A 17,462-nucleotide genomic window follows, 5' to 3' on the forward strand; every position below is an offset into this window, starting at 1 on the left:
GGTAACAGAGCGGATCAGCAGAAGACCGCCTTGATCAGTCGCTCCAGGGCGGGCGGGAAGGTCTGGGCCGGGTCCTGGTCGGAGTCGCCGGTGGTGAGGCCCGCGGTGAGGACCCTGGCGCCGTCCGGGGTGGCGATCATCAGGGCGCCGTAGCCGCCGGGGGCGCCGCCGTTGTGGTGGACGATGGTGACGTCGCCGCTGTCCGGGCCCAACTCCTGGACGAACAGGCCGAGTCCGTAGCCGAGCATCCCGTGCGGGGTCCGCATCTGCTCCAGCAGCTCGCCGGGCAGCAACCGGCCGCCGAGCAGGGCCGCGAAGAACACCTGGAGGTCGCGGGTGGTGGAGATCATGTCCCCGGAGCCGCACAGCAGCGAGAGGTTCTGCCGGGAGACGTCGACGACCTTCCACTCCTCGCCGTCCTGGTAGCGGTAGTAGCCGTGGGCGTGCGGGCCGGGTATCTCCGAGAGGCTGCCCGGCACGAGGGTGTCGGTCAGGCCGAGCGGCTGCAGGATCCGGCGCTGCATCTCCTCGGCGTAGGCGTGCCCGGTGAGCGCCTCGACCAGCAGCACGGCCAGCGTGTAGTTGGTGTTGGAGTAGCCCTGGTCCGCGCCCGGCTCGAACCGGGCCGGCTTCGTCAGCGCGAACTCGACCAGCTCGTCGGGCCGGTAGTCGTGGAAGCGGTTGTCCACCCACGCCTTGCCGATCGAGGGCAGCCCGGGCACGAACTCGCCCTTCTCGTCGAGCTCGCCGGTGCAGTTGTGGACGCCGCTGGTGTGCCGGAGCAGCATCCGTACGGTGATCCGCCCGTCCAGGCCGCCGAACCGGGGCAGGTGTTCGGCGACGGGGGCGTCCAGGTCGATCAGCCCGTCGGCGACCAGGCGAAGCACCAGGGCGGCGACGAAGGTCTTGGTGGTGCTGCCGATCCAGAACTGCCCGTCGGTGGCGGGCTTCGCGCTCCCGCCGAGCTCGTGCACCCCGGCGCTGCCGGTCCACGCGCCGCGTTCGTCGCGGACCCGCAGCTGGACGCCCGCGAAGCCGGCGTCGACGAAGTCCTGGGCGGCCTTGTGGAGTTCGGGACGGTCCTGGGTGGTGGTGGCGGCGTTCATCGTCGTTCCTTCTCTCGCGGGTCGTGGAGTGCGGCTCAGAGGCCGCGGGCGGATCAAAGGCTGCGGGCGGTGATGTCGCCGTAGGCGGTGGTGGCGTGGATGGTCAGGCCGGGGGTGCCGTCGGCGTTCCGCAGCGCGTTGTGGATCCGGCCGTGCGCCGTTCCGGCGTCGAGGGCGGCGGAGACCCCGCGGGCGGCGCCGACCTCGATCTGCCCGTACTCGGTGCGCAGGGCGACGGTGCCCTGCACGGCCTCGGTGATCCGCAGGTCGCCCTTCTGGGTGCGGATCTCGGCGGGGCCGCCGAGTCGGCCGACGGCGATGTCGCCGGCCTGGAGGTCGAGGCGGGCGCCGGCGGTCTCGTCGAGCTTGACGGTGCCCTGCGCGGCCTCGATGGTGACGTCGCCGAGGCGGCCGACACCCCGGAACTCGGCCAGCGCGGCCGTCGCGTCGACCCGGGAGCCGGTGGGCAGTTGGACGGTGACCTCGACGGAGCCGGAGCTGCCGAGGAGGCGGTTCCCGGCCTCCGGGGCCTCGACCCGCAGCACGCCGTCGACGTAGGCGACCTCGACCCGCTCGGCGGCCTTCACGTCGCGGCTCTTCCCGGCGTCGGCGGGCCGGACCTCGACCACGGTGTCGGCACGGTCGGCGGCGATGAGCCGGATGCGGCCGGCGGGGATGTCCAGGACGGCCGAGACCGGGGCGGGGGTGGCGAACTTCTGCATCGTGCTCTCCTTCGCTTCTGCGGCGCGGGCCCGGTGGCCCGCCGCTTTCTGGCAAGAGAAACGCTACGTTGCGTTCGCAGTTCAGGCAACCGACAGCCCCCACGGAGAACCAATAGTTGCAGGTGAACGCCTATATATCATTGCAACAACTCTGCCGGGAATGCAACGACCCCCAGCCCATCTATTGCAATGGACTGGGGGTGAACGCTATGCACAGGCGTTGCGGCGGACAGCAGGCAGCAGGCGCTACCGGAGCCGGTCCGCACCGGACGGAGCCGCCGCCCGCGTCGTGCGGTGGCCGTGGGAGTTCAGCAGCACCGAGACGCTGTTGTCCTGGGCGTTGGTGACCGCCAGGTCGAGCCGCCCGCGCTGCCGGAACCGGCCGGCCACCACGGTGTCCGGGATGGAGCCGTCGCCGGACCCGGTGGGGTAGGACTCCGGTGCCCGGAAGGTCCCGTCGCCGTTCCCGCGCAGCAGGGCCACCGAGCTGTCGTCGGTCGCCAGCGCCAGGTCGGGGGTGCCGTGGCCGGTGAAGTCGCCCACCACGACCGAGACCGGCCCGCCGCCCGCCGGGTACGCCCGCGCCGGCTGGAACGTGCCGTCCCCGTTGCCCAGCAGGACCACGGCGGAGTGCTCCCCGTCCGCGACCACCAGGTCGTACCGGCCGTCACCGCGCAGGTCTCCGGCGGCCAGCGAGTACGGGACACCCCCGACCCGGTAGTCCGTCAGGGCGCCGAGCGTGCCGTCCCCGTTGCCGGGGAAGACGGCCACCTCGCCGACGCCGTCGAGGGCGACCGCCAGGTCCAGGTGCCCGCTGCCGCCGAGGTCGGCGAGCGCGATCGAGGCCGGGTTGGAGTCGGTGCCGGTGGAGTACGTGCGCGGCGCCTGGAACGTGCCGTCCCCGTTGCCCAGCAGCAGCGAGACGCTGCCGTCGCCGAAGTCGCCCAGGTTGGCGACGGCCAGGTCGAGCGTGCCGGTGCCCCGGAAGTCGCCGATCGCGACGGCGTCCGGGTGCGAGCCGGTGGCGAAGCGGGTGGGCGCCCGGAAGGTGCCGTCCCCGTTGCCGAGCAGCACCGAGACCCCGCTGTCGTCCTGGTCGGCGACCACCAGGTCCTGCACGCCGATGCCCCGGAGGTCCCCGACCGCGACGGAGGTCGGCCCGGGGCCGGCCGGGAAGGTCCGCTGCGGGCCGAACCCGCCGTGGCCGTCGTTCAGCAGGATCGACACCGTCCCGTCGGCGGCGTTCGCCACCGCCAGGTCGGCCCGGCCGCTGCCGGTGAAGTCCCCGGCGGCCACCGCGCGCGGGTTGTGTCCCACCGGGTAGTCGGTCTTCGGGGCGAACACCCCGGCCCTCGGGGCCACCGGCTCGACGGCCGACGCGCCGCCGGGCAGCGCCGGCACCGCCCCTGCCGCCACCACGACCGCGACCGCCGCTGCAACGGCCTGACCACGCCTCAGTCCACGCATTCCGCACCTCTCCCGTCCGAACGCCCGCTCGGCGCCGCTCGGCGCCGCTCGGCACCGCTCGGCACCGCTCGGCACCGCTCTCGGCGCGATGGTCGCCCGACCGGGAGCGCGGTGCCGGCCCCGACACCCTGGGAGGCCCCCGGACCGCCCGAACCGGCGATCCAGGAGCCCGACCCGACGGCCTCGACCCAGGACCCGACGACCCAGGACCCGACGGCCCTGGACCCAGCCCGGCGCCCTCAGCCCGAAGCCCGGGCCCGCGCCCGCGCCCGGAGCAGCCCGTCGGCGAGGTCGACCGCCTCCTGGACGGGGACGAGCCGGCAGTCCGCGTCGCCGATCCGCCCGGTGGTGACGCCCTCGGCCGCGGCGAGCACCTCCGCGCCGAGCTCGGCGAAGTGCAGGTCGTCCAGGTCGGGCGCCTGGAAGGACATCCAGCCGTCCGTCGTGACGCAGCCGTACTCGCGGTGCCGTACGTCGGCCTGGCGCAGGTCGGCGAGGTGGAAGGCGGTGAAGCGGGCCATGTCGACGCCGAGCATCAGCACCCGGGCGTCCAGCTCGTACAGCCGCCCGAGCGGGGAGTCGGGGCCGAGGTGGGAGGTGAGCGGGTGCCGGGAGGTGATCTCCTCCGCCCGGGGGCCCAGGGCCGCCCAGGAGGTCTGCGGATGGCTGCTGCGCAGGGCGCCGGGCCGGGTGCGGACGGCTTCGGAGAGCGCGCCCAGGGTCGGGGAGGCCGGGGTGGTGGCCGGGTCGAAGCGCGGCATCCGCGCCCGGTGCTCCGCGATCTCGGCCGGGGTCAGCCCGGCGGTCGCGGCCTGGTGGATCCGTGAGGTCGAGGAGTTCTCGGGGGTGCTGGTGAACGCCACCAACGTCCCTTCCTCCCCCAGGACTTCGAGCAGGGCGTCGACCACCCCGGCCGCCCCGCCCTCGACCGGCCCGAGCGTCCGCAGCGACGCCTGGACGTGCAGCACCGTGCCCGGCCGCACGCCCAACCGGGCGAAGCCGTCGGCCAGTTCAGCGGTGGAGATCATCCGACACCCCTTCGTTCAACACCACTTCGTTTCAGGCCTCGACGTACCGGAGCCGACTCCGCTCCTCCCGCGCCTTCTCCGCGTCCCGTTCCGCCGCCGCCGGCAGCGGTACGGCGAGCCACGGCGCGACGCTCTCCCCCATCCCTGCGGCGAACCGGGCCCCCAGCCCGGTCAGCGCCCCGGATCCGGCCAGCCGCTCGACGGCCTCGGCGGTGTACTGCCGCCAGAGCGCGAACTGCGCCCGCGCCCGGTCGGCGGCCTCCCCCGCCAGGCCGTCGTACGCGGCGGTGCGGGTGCCCCAGTACTCGGTGACCGCCAGGTGGGCGTACGTGCCCTGGAGCAGCCCCTCCAGCGGGCGCGGGTCGGGCCGCCAGGGGGCGAAGTACAGCCGGTCGTCGGACCGGTCGTACAGGTCGTACAGGTCGAGCACCGCGCCGAGCTTCACGTGCTGGAACTCGTGGGCGAGCAGCAGCGCCAGCGTGGGCGCGGTGGCGGGCCGGGCGATGCCGACCGCGCCGTACGCCTGCCGCGCCGCCGAGCTGACGTCGCGCCCGGCGGGGCCGGGCCGCAGCGGGGTGATCGTCGTCAGCCCGGCCCGGATGCCCTCCGCGTAGTCGGGCAGGTCGCGTCCGAGCAGCTCCCAGGCCTCGCGCAACGCGCCCGTCCAGCCGAGGAGTTCGGCTTCGGGCAGCCGGTCGGCCACCGGGTGGTCGTGGCTGTCGCGCAGCGGGTCGAGGTCCTCCAGGGCGACCGTCCAGCCGCCGGCCAGCCGGATCCGTCGCAGCGGGTCGTCCAGCTCCGTGAACACCGTCCCGTCGGCGGCCCGCACCTCGAAGCCGTCGGCGTGCCCGGTGACCACCGCCTCGCCGTCCGGCACCGCGATCCGCCCCAGCGTCGGCAGGTGCAGCCGGCCGCCCCGGGCGGGCACCGTGACGGAGTCCCCGCGCCCGGCCCGCACCGCGGCCGCGGCGGCCAGTGCCGCCATCGGCCCGAGGCCGACCGTGAGGTCCCCGGCGAGCCGCCGCGCGGCCCAGGCCCGGGCGTACGGGTGGGCCAGCACCGTGTCCACGGCCCCGGCCGCCGCCCCGTCGAGCTCCGACAGCAGCTCCCAGGCGGCCGCCCGGCCCTGCCCGGAGGCGTCCCAGGCGGCGGCCAGCATCGCCCGGGTGAGGGAGAGTTGGGCGGCGCCGAGGGCGGCGATGGTGTCGGTGCCGCCGTATCCCCTTGCCAGCTCGTCGAGTTGGGCCGGGGTGAGTGCGGCCGGCAGCAGCGGACGGCCGCCCTGGGCGGGCACGGGCGCCGGCGCGGAGGCCGAACCCCCCTTTCCCGCAATGCCGTTGATGAGCGTCATGAGGTCACCGCAGTAGACGGAGGGATTGTCGAAGCCATTGTCCGCCCGGTAGCGGTGGGCGTACAGTCCGCCGCCGCAGGCGCGGACCACCGGGCAGGCCCGGCAGGTCGCGCTCAGCCCGTCCAGGCCGGACTGGCGGGCGGCGATGCCGGGGTGGCGGGCGAGGTCGTCGAGGCTGTGCGCGAAAACGTTCATGCCGGTGACGGGCGCCCCGTCGTACGCGGTCTTGAGGCTGTCCGCCTGCTCGAAGGTCCCGTCCGTCTCCAGCACGGCGAGGTCCGAGGGCTCCAGCCCGAGCGACTCGGTGAGGCTGGACAGTCCGCGCACCGTCCGGTGCACGGATTCGAAGGTGCGCACGGCGAACGGCCGCGCGTCCGTTTCCCACAGCCTGTGGACAACCAGCAGCCAGTCCGCGTACGGGTCCTCCGGGCCGCCCGCGAGCCGCTTCGGCGGGTCCTCCCAGGTCGCGTGCGGAAGCAGGAAGTCGACGGCGGGGGGCCGCAGTTCGACCAGCGCCCGGTACACGGCCACCGGGTCGTTCTCGATGTCGATGGTGCACAGCAGCCCGGCGAACAGGTGCCGGAACTCGGGCTCGTTCAGCAGCCCGACCGCCCGCAGCACCTGTGGATGGCTGCTCCGCCCGTCGGCGAAGCGCCGGTGCCGGTCGTTGGCGGCCCGGTCCCCGTCCAGCGAGATGCCGACCCTGAGGTCCAGCTCCGCGAACAGCTCGCAGAACGCACGGCTGAGCAGCACGCCGTTGGTGTGGATGCGCAGGTCGAGGGCACAGCCGGGCGGGAGCGCCGCCCGCAGCGCTTCGGCCGCGCGGCGCAACCGGTCCGGGCCGGCGAGCAGGGGTTCTCCCCCGTGCAGGACGACCCGGACGGCGGACAACCGGTGGGCGACCGCATGCTCACCGATCCGCTCGGCGGCCTTGGCCAGGATCCCCTCCCCGATCACCTTGGGGCGGGAGCGCCAGCTGCTGTCCGCGTGCTCGTAGACGTAGCAGTGGTCGCAGGCGAGATCGCACCGGCTGTGCATCTTGACCACGAATTGCGTCAGTGGCACCGGAATTCGCGTCATCATGGGTGTGGCGGGTTCAGCTCGGCCTGGGGTCCGTTTCGAGGTTCCGGAGCGGGTCAGATCGAGGAGTTGAAGGCCGCGACCGGCACACCCGCCCCGGCGTCGGGAAGGGCTCGTCGGATCCTGGCAGAGATCTCCTCGGCGCCGAGTTCGGCAAGATCGGCCAATGAAGGCCGCCCGTCCTCCCACGTCGCCTGAAGGTCCATCAGTTCGGCGTGGGGCATGGTGTCCAGTGCGGGTGTCATGTTCGATTCTCTTCCACGATGGGGGTTAGAGAGAAGCACCGCCGGGTATATACCTCGGCTTGGTCGCAAGGGTACTGCTCGCTTGCAAGTCCCGATGCGTCCTTACACCGCTCTAACTGCCCCATACCCGCATCACGCTGCGGCGTCTCGCCAAAAGTTCATCCGTTCGGCGGTCGCGCGCAGACACCTGACCGGCGCACAGCCCGTTCACCAGGTCGGACGCCGATCACGCCGGCGGCGCCTCCGTGAAAACGTCCGCCCGCCCGCCGCCCGGTGCCCCGGCGCCCGCCCGACTCAGGGTCAGGTTGCCCCTGGCCGCCCGGGTGTCGGGGTGGTCCGGCCCCAACGACTCCGTGAGCGCCTCCACCGCGAGCTCGTCCAGTTCCCGGGCGCCCACCTGGTCGCCGGTGGCCAGCAGCGCGTTGGCCCGGTTCAGCAGGGCCGCCCCCACGTAGCGGTGCCGTTCTCCCAGCCGTGCCCGCAGTCCGTCCAGCACCTGCCCGGACAGCGCCGCCGCCTCGTCGGCGCTGCCGTCCCGCAGCAGCAGGGCCGCGAGGTTCCCGGCGGCGACCAGGGTGGTCGGGTGGTCCTCGCCGAGGCGGGCGCGGTGGTGTTCGAACACGGACCGGGCCAGCTCCACCGCCCGCCCGGTCCGGCCCGACGCGGCGAGGTCGGCGGCGAGGTTCCCGGCGGCGGCCGCGGTCTCCGGGTGATCCGCACCGTGCCGGGCCGTCAGCCTCCGGTGGGCCTCCTCGTCGGCGGCCAGGGCCTCCTCGTGCCGGCCGAGCCGCAGCAGGGCGCCGCCGAGGAGGCGCAGGGCCTTGAGGGTGTCGTCGTGGTCGTCGCCGTAGCGCGCCCGGGAGCGCTCGACGACGCTCGAGAGCGCCGCCCTCGCCTCCTCGTACCGGCCCGCCTCGCGCAGGACGCGGGCCCGGTTGATCTCGGACTGGAGGGGGTACAGGTCGTCCTCGCCGAAGGCCGCCCGTTGTCGTGCCATCGCGGTCGAGTGGTGCTCCAGGGCAGCTTCGAGGTCCCCGGACAGGAAGTCGGAGACACCCAGGTTGTTGAGGCTCATCATGGTGCGCGGATGGTTCGGCCCGAGGACCCGCTCCGCGGTCTCCTCCGTCGCGCGGTCGAGCGCCTGCGCCTCGTCGTAGCGGCCGAGTTGGCGCAGGTCGCCGCCGAGGCCGCCGGCCGCGGCGAGGGTGTGGGCGTGGTCGGGCCCGAGCAGTTCGGTCAGCCGTTCCCACGCCTCCCGGTCGGTCCGGTAGGCCTCCGCTCCGGCGCCCGCGATCCGCAGCACGTTGGCGAGCTCGACGCGCAGCATCAGTCCCGTCAGATCCTCGGCGCCCCAGACCGCCAGTGCCCGCTCGGCGAGCTCGCGGGCATCGTCCAGCAGGCCCCGGTGGCGCTGGTAGCGGACCGAGGCGGTGACCCACCGCCGCACCTGCGGGTCCGTACTCTCCACCGCTCCGGACGGTCCCAGGTGCGGTAGCACCGCGGCGAACCGGGGCCAGTCCTCCGCCCGGTCCACGTCGCCGCGGCCGACGGTCGCCAGCGCCGCGTGCACGACGGCCCGGACGGCGGACCGGTCGGCCTCGGCCACCTGGTCGCGCAGCAGCGCCTGGACGATCCGGTGCACGGCGAGCGTTCCGCCGCCCTCCGCGTCGTGGCGGACGAGGCCGTACTGGGTGACGGCGCGCAGGATCTCCCCGATCACCAACTGTCCGTCCCCGCCGGGCGCCGGCCGGATCGCCCGGACGGCCGGTTCGGTGTAGAACAGCTCGATCGGGATGGCGTCCGGCCCGAGGAAACCGCAGAGTTCCAGCAGCCGCATCGCCGGCGCGTTGATCCGGCGCAGGTCGGCGCCGGCGATCCGGGCGGTGGCGGCGATCGCCGCCGGGCCGCCTCCCGGGACGGGCCGGTCCAGCACCTCGGCGAGCGCCCCGTCCAGCAGGTGCAGGTAGGTCGCTGCCGGCATCGGGGTCTCCTGGAGCCAACGCGCCGCCTGGTCGACGGCGAGCGGCAGGTCCCCCAGCCGTTCGGCGATCGGCTCCGCCTCGTCCGGCCGGATCGCGGGGTTGAACCGTCGTAGCAGCCGCACGCTCTCCGTCCGGTCGAACACGTCGACCTCGGTGCGACCGGGGTGCCGCGCCCAGCGCCGATTGCGCGAGGTCACCAGCACGTGGCCGGTGGCCGTTCCGGCGGGCAGCCAGGGCGCGAGGCGGTCCGGGTCCTCGGCGTTGTCGTAGACCAGCAGCCAGCGCTCGTACGGCCGCCCCTCGTCGAGTGCCGCCAGCACCGCGCGGGCCGCCCGGCCCAGGTCCTCCCCGACGGGCACCCCGAGGGCGGCGGCGAGGTCGGCGAGCTGCTGCGGAACGTCGGCCGGCTCCTCGGCCCGGATCCACCAGGTCACGTCGTAGCCGGCGGCGAAGCGGTGCGCGTACTCGGTGGCCGTCTGCGACTTGCCGACCCCGCCCATGCCGTAGAGCACCTGGACCGGGGCCGGCCCGGTCCGCCCGGTGAAGCGGTCGCGCAGCCGGTCGAGCAGTGCGCTGCGGCCGGTGAACGCGGGATCGCGCGGTGGCAGCGCCTGCACCACCGGACGGACGTCGGGGAAGCGGGCGGGCGGCGCGGGCGCCTCCTCGGCCTCCACCCAGCGGCCCGCTCCGGGCGGCGGCCCGAGCAGTTCGAACAGCGCGGACTCCGCGGCTCCGGCCCGGAGGCCGGCCAGTTCGAGGACGGCCCGCCCGCCGAAGGGCTCCGGCAGCGGTTCGGCGGCCACCGACGCCACCGCGAGCGCGCCGTCCTCCCCCTCCCCGAACCGGCGCCACAGCTCCGCCGCCCGCGGCAGCGCCAGGTACTCGGGCGACAGCAGCGCCAGCATCCGGCCGTCCCCCTCCAGCGGCCCGTCGGCCTCCGGAAGCGCGCCGGAGGCGTCCGCCGGGACGGCCGCACCGTGCAGCGTGACCAGATAGCCGCACCCGGTCAGCACCGCGGCGGCCCACTCCGCCCACATCCGGTCCCCCGGGGCGTAACTCACGTACAGCTGACGGGACCTGGTCCTCCCCGGCCGCAGGTAGGCCGCGTAGAGCCGGCGACGGACCCGGTCCGGGACGGGCCGCAGCTCCCGCACCCGGTCGTCGGTGAGCCACCTCGCCAGCCGCTCGTACGCGCCGAGCAGACTCCGGTGCTGCCGGGGCCGGTCGGCGACGGTGGCGGGCACCTCCTCGTAGGCGTAGAAGGGCTTGTACGGCACCTCCACGTCGCGCCAGTACGCGTCCGCGCGTTCACTGCCGAGCCAGCGGCCCAGGTAGGGCGCGAACGCGTCCCGGACGAAGTCGCGCCCGGCCGCGAGCCCGGACCGTTCGGTCTCCTCGACCCGCATCGGCACCGGGAACACCCGGATGTCCCGCACGTCGGCGTCGACGATGGCGTGTGCGGCGTCGACTCCGCCGCGGATGCTCTGGGCGCTCAGGGTGAAGCAGTCGACCACGGTGTCGGGCAGCACGACGGTGCAGATCCCGGAGGTGTCGCTGACACCGGTCCTGCTGTCGATCAGTACGTAGTCGTACGTGGTGGTCCACTGTTCGCGCAGTGCGGCCAGGAACTCGGCCCCCCGGATGTCGCTCCGGGTGTAGAAGCTGCGCCAGTTGAAGCTGGTGACGGCTGCCGAGTAGGCGCCGTCCTGCCGCCCCGCGGGCATCAGGTCGAGGCGGCCGCCGGCCGGCAGGTCGAGGGCCAGGCCGCACAGGTGGGCGTCGAGCCGGCCGGGCGCGGAGAGCCACTCGCGCGGCCCGAGGCCCGGTGCCTCGGTGACACGCGGGAGGGCCTGGTCGACGTAGGCGCGGAGCAGGTCGATCAGACCGGGTGTCCCGCGCAGTTCGGGGTCGATCAGCAGCGGGTGGTAGTAGCGGTGCAGGCCGGGGGCTTCGAGGTCCCAGTCCACCACGAGGACGCGCAGGCCCTGACTGGCCAGGATCCAGCCGAGGTTGGCCAGGGCCATGGTCCGGCCGGTGCCGCCCTTGAAGGAGTAGAAGGTCACGATCGACCCGGTCACGGGCGGGGCGGCGAGCTCGACGGTCGTCGGCCAGGCCTGTTCGGCGTTCACGATTGCAGCTCTCCTCGGCTCGGCCGGTCGGCCACGGGCAACGGATGGAGGGCGGGCGTCCGCGTCTCGATCGCCGGCAGTCGCCGGGCCGCGGGCACCGGCCCGGCCGGAATGGCCAGGCCGGGCAGTTTCGGCGCATCCGGTTCCAGCCCGAACGAAGCCCGGACGGTGTGCGGGTCACCGCCGTTGTCCTCCTCGTCCAACAGGCGGTTCTGGGCGACCGTCACCGCCCGCAGGAGTTCGCTTTCGAAACGTTCCCGGGTCACCTTCACCCGGAAGAGTGGTTCCGGCCCGGACCGGTGCAACCAGTTGCGCGGGAACACCGTGCGCACCCCCTCCCAGAGCCGTGCGCGGGCCGGCCCGTCCGGCGGGTCGTCGGTCCCGACCGGCAGCAGGACCCCGGTCACCGGGTGGTTCTGGTCGTCGAACTCACGCAGGGCCTGCCGGTACGGTTCCTGCCCCGCCGACCACGGATCCACCAGCAGCACGCTGACCTGATTGCCCTCCCGGGCCCGGTCGAGCTCCCCGGCCAGGCCAGGGCCGATCTCGTCCATGGTCGTGATGTGCCCGGCCCGGGTGATCACCTGCTGGGCCCGGGCCACCAGCGAGGGCAGGGTCGGCGGGTGGTACGGCGCCCAGTCCCAGGGCTCCGGGCCGTACCATCCGCCGCCCGCGGGCTCCGCGGACGGACCGTCACCCCTCGTCGCTCGCCCGGCCGCGACGAACAGCCGGACCAGCCCGGGCCTGGCCGACAGCTGCTCCTCGACGGGCGCCCGGGACCAGCCGTCCACCCTGCCGAGGTCCAGCGACGGCAACTCGGCGAGGCACTGGGCGGCCGACTCCCGCACCCGCTCGGCGATCACCCGGACCACCCGGAGGTAGTCCGGCCCGCGCGGATCGGCGCGCAGCAGGGCCCGCAGCCCGTCCGCGGCGTAGGCCTCGCCGAGGTCGTGCTGGAGGTACTGGATCCGCAGCACCTCGGCCGGCAGTTCGGCGGACGGCGGCTCCCAGATCACCGGGATCAGGGCGGGCACCGATCTGCCGGTCAAGTCGCGGTGCCTGATCATCCGTTCGTTGAACGCCGCCCATTCCTTGCCGCAGTACGCGCTGGCGAAGTACGCGGGGCTGTACAACGCGACCAGGGTGCGGCAGGTGGCGACCGTTCCGGAGAGCTGCTTCTCCCAGTCGTCGCCGAGCCGCAGCCGTTCGGTGTCCCGGTAGCCGAGCACGTCCGGACCGGCCGCCGGCTCCAGGAGGGCCAGTTCGTCCCTGAGATCACTGAAGAACTGGTCCACGAAACTACCGCCGGCGAGCTGGTCCCGGTGCGCGTAGCTGAAGAAGAAGAACGGCCTCACTGCACCCCCGGCCACAACCCCTGATACGTCGATCTCGCCTACAGTACCGACGAGTTGACGGATTGTGCAGGGAGTCGGCCGAGGAACCCGCCCCGCCCCGCGCCGCGGCGGTCACGGGCAGAGGCGCTCCACCCGCCAGCCGCCGGGGGCCGTCGGGTCGGCGAGGTAGCGGAGGCGGTCGTGCAGCCGGTTCTCGCGGCCCTGCCAGAACTCGACCGCCTCCGGGACGACCCGGTAGCCGCCCCAGAACGGCGGGACGGGGACGCCCTCGCCCTCGGGGTAGCGGCGCTCCAGGTCGGCGTAGCGCTGTTCGAGGACGGCGCGGCTCTCGACCGGGCTGGACTGTTCGCTGGCCCAGGCGCCGAGTTGGGAGCCGTGCGGGCGGGTGCGGAAGTAGGCGGCGGTCTCGTCCCGGCCGACCTTCTCCACCGGGCCCTGGACGATCACCTGGCGGCCCAGCACGATCCACGGGAACAGCAGCGCGGCGTACGGGTTGGCGGCGAGCTCGGAGCCCTTGCGGGAGCCGTAGTTGGTGAAGAACACGAAGCCGCGGACGTCGAAGCCCTTGAGCAGGACGGTGCGCGAGCTGGGCCGGCCCCGCTCGTCGGCGGTGGAGAGCACCATGGCGTTGGGTTCCGCCACCCCGGCGTCGTCCGCCTCGTGGAACCAGCGGGCGAACTGCCCGACCGGCTCGGGCGCGAGCTGGTCCTCGGCCAGGCCCTCGTGGACGTAGTGCTTGCGCATCACGGTGGGGTCCGGACCGGGGCGGGGCTCGTCGGCCGGGGTCCGGGTGGCGGGGCTCAGGGGCGTCGACTGGGCGCGTTCCGGGGTCTGCACGCCAACATCATCCCGTACGACAAGCAACCGGCACCGCTACCTCCGGACAAACCCCGGTCGGAGATATGGTGACTCGCCACCGCTTGACTGCCCGCCGTACGGGGAATTGTCCGGAACTTGACGTTTGGTTCCGGGAGTCCCCCGGGCACGACCGACCCTCGACGGGGAAGTCAAGTGGTCCCACGGGAAACATCACCGCGGTGGTGTATGGCGCAATGCACCCCGTGCCTGTCACTCTGGCACCGAGTGCCAACCACGATTCGGTCACTGGAGCGCCGCCCCACCACGGCGGAGCGCCGATCGCAGAACTGAAGGAGCCGTCGCATGTCCGATTTCGTACCCGGGCTTGAGGGAGTCGTCGCGTTCGAGAGCGAGATCGCCGAACCCGACCGCGAGGGCGGCGCCCTGCGGTACCGCGGTGTCGACATCGACGACCTGGTCGGCCACGTCTCCTTCGGCCACGTCTGGGGCCTGCTGGTGGACGGCAAGTTCAACCCCGGCCTGCCCGCCGCCGAGCCCTTCCCGATCCCCGTGCACTCCGGTGACATCCGGGTCGACGTCCAGTCCGCGCTCGCCATGCTCGCCCCGGTCTGGGGCCTCAAGCCGCTCCTCGACATCTCCGCCGAGCGGGCCCGCGACGACCTGGCCCGGGCCGCCGTGATGGCGCTGTCCTACGTCGCCCAGTCCGCCCGCGGCCAGGGCCTGCCGATGGTCCCGCAGAGCGAGATCGACAAGGCCGAGACGGTCGTCGAGCGCTTCATGATCCGCTGGCGGGGCGAGCCGGACCCGAAGCACGTCAAGGCCGTCGACGCCTACTGGACCTCGGCCGCCGAGCACGGCATGAACGCCTCCACCTTCACCGCCCGGGTCATCGCCTCCACCGGCGCCGACGTCGCGGCCGCGCTCTCCGGCGCGGTCGGCGCGATGTCCGGCCCGCTGCACGGCGGCGCCCCGTCCCGCGTGCTCGGCATGATCGAGGAGATCGAGCGCACCGGCGACGCGACCGCCTGGGTCAAGAACGCGCTGGACAAGGGCGAGCGCCTGATGGGCTTCGGCCACCGCGTCTACCGCGCCGAGGACCCGCGCGCCCGCGTGCTGCGCCGCACCGCCAAGGAGCTCGGCGCGCCGCGCTTCGAGGTCGCCGAGGCGCTGGAGAAGGCCGCGCTGGAGGAGCTGCACAACCGCCGCCCCGACCGTGTGCTGGCCACCAACGTCGAGTTCTGGGCCGCGATCATGCTGGACTTCGCCGAGGTCCCCGCGCACATGTTCACCTCGATGTTCACCTGTGCGCGCACCGCCGGCTGGTCGGCGCACATCCTGGAGCAGAAGCGCACCGGTCGCCTCGTGCGCCCCTCCGCGCGCTACATCGGCCCCGGCCCGCGCCGCCCCGAGGAGATCGAGGGCTGGGACGCCATCGCGCACTGACCCCGCGCCGGCACACCCGAACAAACGCCTCTGACCAGCGGGTCCGGCTCCGTCCGGGCCCGCTGTCGGCGTCCCCCGAGCAACGGAGATCACAGTCTCAGCGGGCGGACGACCGTATCCCGGGCGAGTCCCGCGCCGGTAGGCTGCGCGCGTGGCTCAGATCCAGATCCCCGCTGACATCAAGCCCGCAGACGGCCGTTTCGGCTGCGGACCGTCCAAGGTGCGCCCCGAGGCCCTGAGTGCCCTCGCCGCCACCCAGACCTCCCTGCTCGGCACCTCGCACCGCCAGGCCCCGGTGAAGAACCTGGTCAAGCGCGTGCGCGAGGGCGTGAGCAGCCTGTTCTCGCTGCCGGAGGGCTACGAAGTCGTCCTCGGCAACGGCGGCTCCACCGCCTTCTGGGACATCGCCGCCTTCGGCCTGGTGCGGGAGAAGTCCCAGCACCTGGACTTCGGCGAGTTCTCCTCGAAGTTCGCCTCCTCGGTCAAGGCCGCCCCGTGGCTGGCCGAGCCGACGGTGATCAAGACCGCCCCGGGCACCCACCCGCTGCCGGTCGCCGAGGCCGGCGTGGACGTCTACGGCCTCACCCACAACGAGACCTCGACCGGCGTCGCGATGCCGATCCGGCGTCCGGCGGGCGCGGACGAGGGCTCGCTGGTGCTGGTGGACGCCACCTCGGGCGCCGGCGGCCTGCCGGTGGACATCACCGAGACCGACGTCTACTACTTCGCCCCGCAGAAGTCCTTCGCCTCCGAGGGCGGCCTGTGGCTGGCCACCTTCTCCCCGGCCGCCCTGGAGCGCGCCGCCGAGATCGCCGGCTCCGGCCGTTACATCCCGCCGTTCTTCTCGCTGCCGACGGCCATCGACAACTCGTCGAAGGACCAGACGTACAACACCCCGTCGCTCGCCACCCTCTTCCTGCTGGCCGACCAGCTGGAGTGGATCAACGGCAACGGCGGGCTGGACTGGGCCGTCGCCCGTACGGCTGATTCCTCGTCCCGGCTGTACGCCTGGGCCGAGAAGTCCTCCTTCGCGAACCCGTTCGTGGCGAACCCGGCCGAGCGCTCCCAGGTGGTCGGCACCATCGACTTCGACGAGTCGGTGGACGCCGCCGCGGTCGCGAAGGCACTGCGTGCCAACGGCATCGTGGACACCGAGCCGTACCGCAAGCTGGGCCGCAACCAGCTGCGCGTCGCGATGTTCCCGGCGATCGACCCGGCGGACGTCGAGGCGCTCACCCACTGCATCGACCACGTGGTCGAGCAGCTGGCCGGCTGAGCCGCCCCGAGGGACACGGCTGAGGGCCACCGCCTGCGGGCGGTGGCCCTCTCGCCTTTCCGGGGCCGTTCGGGCTGCTCGGACCGTTCAGTCCACTCGGGCCGTTCGGGCCCGGGCTACTTGCCGGACAACGAGCTGATCAGCACGACGACCAGCAGCAGCACCAGGGTGCCGGAGACGATGCGCATTCGAGTCTTGGGATCCACGGTCAACGAGCGTACCTCCGGCTCGCACCCGCGCGAATCCGAGGCCCTGTTCAGAGCTCACCCCTCGACCCCCTCAGCCCGAGTCGGCCAGCGCCCAGGAGCGCAGCGACTCGTAGTGGGCGAACCCCCCGGCCAGGTCGCTCCTCATCAGGTGCAGCCCGGCGGCCTCCCACTCCGGCCCCCGGTAGCCGGCCAGCGCCGCCGCCGGCCCCTCCAGCTCGGCCGCCGCGACCCGCTGGGCGGCCCGCCGGTGGCCGCGCGAGGAGCCGGCCCGGGCCAGGGTGAGGTGGGGGTGGAAGGCGAGGGCGTCGGCCTCCCCGGTGAACTCGGCGGTGGCCCCGGCCACGGCCTCCGCGAGCCCGCGCAGCGCCCGGGTCCGCCCCTCGACCCCGGCCCAGAGCACCCGGTCGCCGAACCGGCCGGCGCCGGCGATCCGCAGCGGGTGGGCCGGGTGCGCCCCGGCGACGGCCGCCAGGGCGGTCTCCAGCTCCGGCAGCCGCTCGGCCGGTACCTGGCCGAGGAAGGCCAGGGTCAGGTGCCAGCCCTCGACGGCGGTCCAGCGCAGCCGGTCCGCCCCGGGCAGCCCGTGCAGCGGCGCGACCGCGTCGGAGAGCCCCTGGAGTGCCTCGGCGGGCGGCAGGACCGCGACGAACAGTCTCATGATCCAAGCTTCCCTCGCCCGGCCGTTCGGTGTAGAACGGTTTTCCATGAAGATCCGCAACGGAGGGCCCGCGGACGTCCCCGACATCCTGTCCCTGCTCGACGGCGCCGTCTCCTGGCTGGCCGCCGGGGAACGCACCGGCCAGTGGGGCGACCGGCCGTTCAGCACCGACCAGGCCCGGGTCGACCAGGTCGCCTCGTACACCGGGGAGTCGTTCCTGGTCCGCATCGCGGTGGACGACGAGGGCCGCACGATCGGCTGCTGCGTGCTGGCCGAGCAGCGGGGCAAGTTCGTCCCGGTCTCGGAGGAGCCCGAGCTGTTCGTCCGCCTGCTGGTCACCGACCGCAGCCTCAAGGGCTCCGGCATCGGCGCGGCGCTGATCGCCGACGCGGTCGAGGAGACCCGCCGGCGCGGCCTCGACCTGCTGCGGGTGGACTGCTACGCGGGCGACGACCGCAAGCTGGTCGGCCAGTACCGGGCGCTCGGCTTCACCGAGACCGCGGGCTTCGAGGTCGAGCAGCCGACCGGCACCTGGCTCGGCCAGGTGCTGGAGATCCGGCTCTGAATCCGATCCTGACACAGCGTCAGGACG

General features: G+C 73.8%; 13 protein-coding genes. 3 read left to right on the plus strand and 10 right to left on the minus strand.

What is annotated here, in order from left to right; genetic code table 11:
• Window positions 1–14: 14 nt before the first annotated feature.
• From ACFXPX_RS00605 to pdxH, 9 genes are all read right to left on the minus strand, one after another.
• Window positions 15–1,106, minus strand: coding sequence for a serine hydrolase domain-containing protein (locus ACFXPX_RS00605; protein WP_380638902.1), 1,092 nt, complete (start codon window positions 1,104–1,106; stop codon window positions 15–17).
• A 53-nt stretch (window positions 1,107–1,159) separates the two neighbouring features.
• Window positions 1,160–1,828, minus strand: a complete 669-nt coding sequence (locus ACFXPX_RS00610; RefSeq protein WP_380593339.1) for a DUF4097 family beta strand repeat-containing protein — start codon at window positions 1,826–1,828, stop codon at window positions 1,160–1,162.
• Window positions 1,829–2,074: 246 nt separating this feature from the next.
• Window positions 2,075–3,295 carry an FG-GAP repeat domain-containing protein gene (locus ACFXPX_RS00615; protein ID WP_380638904.1) on the minus strand — a complete coding sequence of 407 codons (1,221 nt, stop codon included), beginning with the start codon at window positions 3,293–3,295 and terminating at the stop codon, window positions 2,075–2,077.
• Window positions 3,296–3,534: 239 nt separating this feature from the next.
• Window positions 3,535–4,323 carry an aminoglycoside N(3)-acetyltransferase gene (locus tag ACFXPX_RS00620; RefSeq protein ID WP_380638906.1) on the minus strand — a complete coding sequence of 263 codons (789 nt, stop codon included), beginning with the start codon at window positions 4,321–4,323 and terminating at the stop codon, window positions 3,535–3,537.
• Between the two features lie 31 nt (window positions 4,324–4,354).
• Window positions 4,355–6,754, minus strand: coding sequence for an FxsB family cyclophane-forming radical SAM/SPASM peptide maturase (locus ACFXPX_RS00625; RefSeq protein WP_380638908.1), 2,400 nt, complete (start codon window positions 6,752–6,754; stop codon window positions 4,355–4,357).
• 56 nt (window positions 6,755–6,810) lie between these two features.
• Window positions 6,811–6,999, minus strand: coding sequence for a hypothetical protein (locus ACFXPX_RS00630; protein WP_380638910.1), 189 nt, complete (start codon window positions 6,997–6,999; stop codon window positions 6,811–6,813).
• Between the two features lie 226 nt (window positions 7,000–7,225).
• Window positions 7,226–11,110, minus strand: a complete 3,885-nt coding sequence (fxsT, locus tag ACFXPX_RS00635) for an FxSxx-COOH system tetratricopeptide repeat protein (RefSeq protein WP_380638912.1) — start codon at window positions 11,108–11,110, stop codon at window positions 7,226–7,228.
• Window positions 11,107–12,465: a TIR-like protein FxsC gene (locus tag ACFXPX_RS00640; protein ID WP_380638914.1), complete on the minus strand. Its 1,359-nt coding sequence runs from the start codon at window positions 12,463–12,465 to the stop codon at window positions 11,107–11,109. Before ACFXPX_RS00640 ends, fxsT begins: the two co-directional genes overlap by 4 nt.
• Before the next feature lie 111 nt (window positions 12,466–12,576).
• Window positions 12,577–13,209 (minus strand): pyridoxamine 5'-phosphate oxidase, encoded by a 633-nt coding sequence (gene pdxH / locus ACFXPX_RS00645; protein ID WP_375888851.1) that lies wholly within the window; start codon window positions 13,207–13,209, stop codon window positions 12,577–12,579.
• A 417-nt stretch (window positions 13,210–13,626) separates the two neighbouring features.
• Here pdxH and ACFXPX_RS00650 point away from each other — a divergent pair, with 417 nt between their 5' ends.
• Both ACFXPX_RS00650 and serC read left to right on the plus strand, forming a co-directional pair.
• Window positions 13,627–14,727: a citrate synthase 2 gene (locus ACFXPX_RS00650; protein ID WP_375888543.1), complete on the plus strand. Its 1,101-nt coding sequence runs from the start codon at window positions 13,627–13,629 to the stop codon at window positions 14,725–14,727.
• Window positions 14,728–14,878: 151 nt separating this feature from the next.
• Window positions 14,879–16,003 (plus strand): phosphoserine transaminase, encoded by a 1,125-nt coding sequence (gene serC / locus ACFXPX_RS00655; RefSeq protein WP_380399203.1) that lies wholly within the window; start codon window positions 14,879–14,881, stop codon window positions 16,001–16,003.
• 279 nt (window positions 16,004–16,282) lie between these two features.
• On the opposite strand, the gene thpR is transcribed toward serC, so the two are convergent.
• Window positions 16,283–16,870, minus strand: a complete 588-nt coding sequence (thpR, locus tag ACFXPX_RS00660) for an RNA 2',3'-cyclic phosphodiesterase (RefSeq protein WP_380521907.1) — start codon at window positions 16,868–16,870, stop codon at window positions 16,283–16,285.
• A 46-nt stretch (window positions 16,871–16,916) separates the two neighbouring features.
• Here thpR and ACFXPX_RS00665 point away from each other — a divergent pair, with 46 nt between their 5' ends.
• Window positions 16,917–17,435 (plus strand): GNAT family N-acetyltransferase, encoded by a 519-nt coding sequence (locus ACFXPX_RS00665; RefSeq protein WP_375888550.1) that lies wholly within the window; start codon window positions 16,917–16,919, stop codon window positions 17,433–17,435.
• The last annotated feature ends 27 nt before the right edge of the window (window positions 17,436–17,462 follow it).

This window comes from Kitasatospora sp. NPDC059146, assembly GCF_042786665.1.
Taxonomy (GTDB): Bacteria; Actinomycetota; Actinomycetes; order Streptomycetales; family Streptomycetaceae; genus Kitasatospora.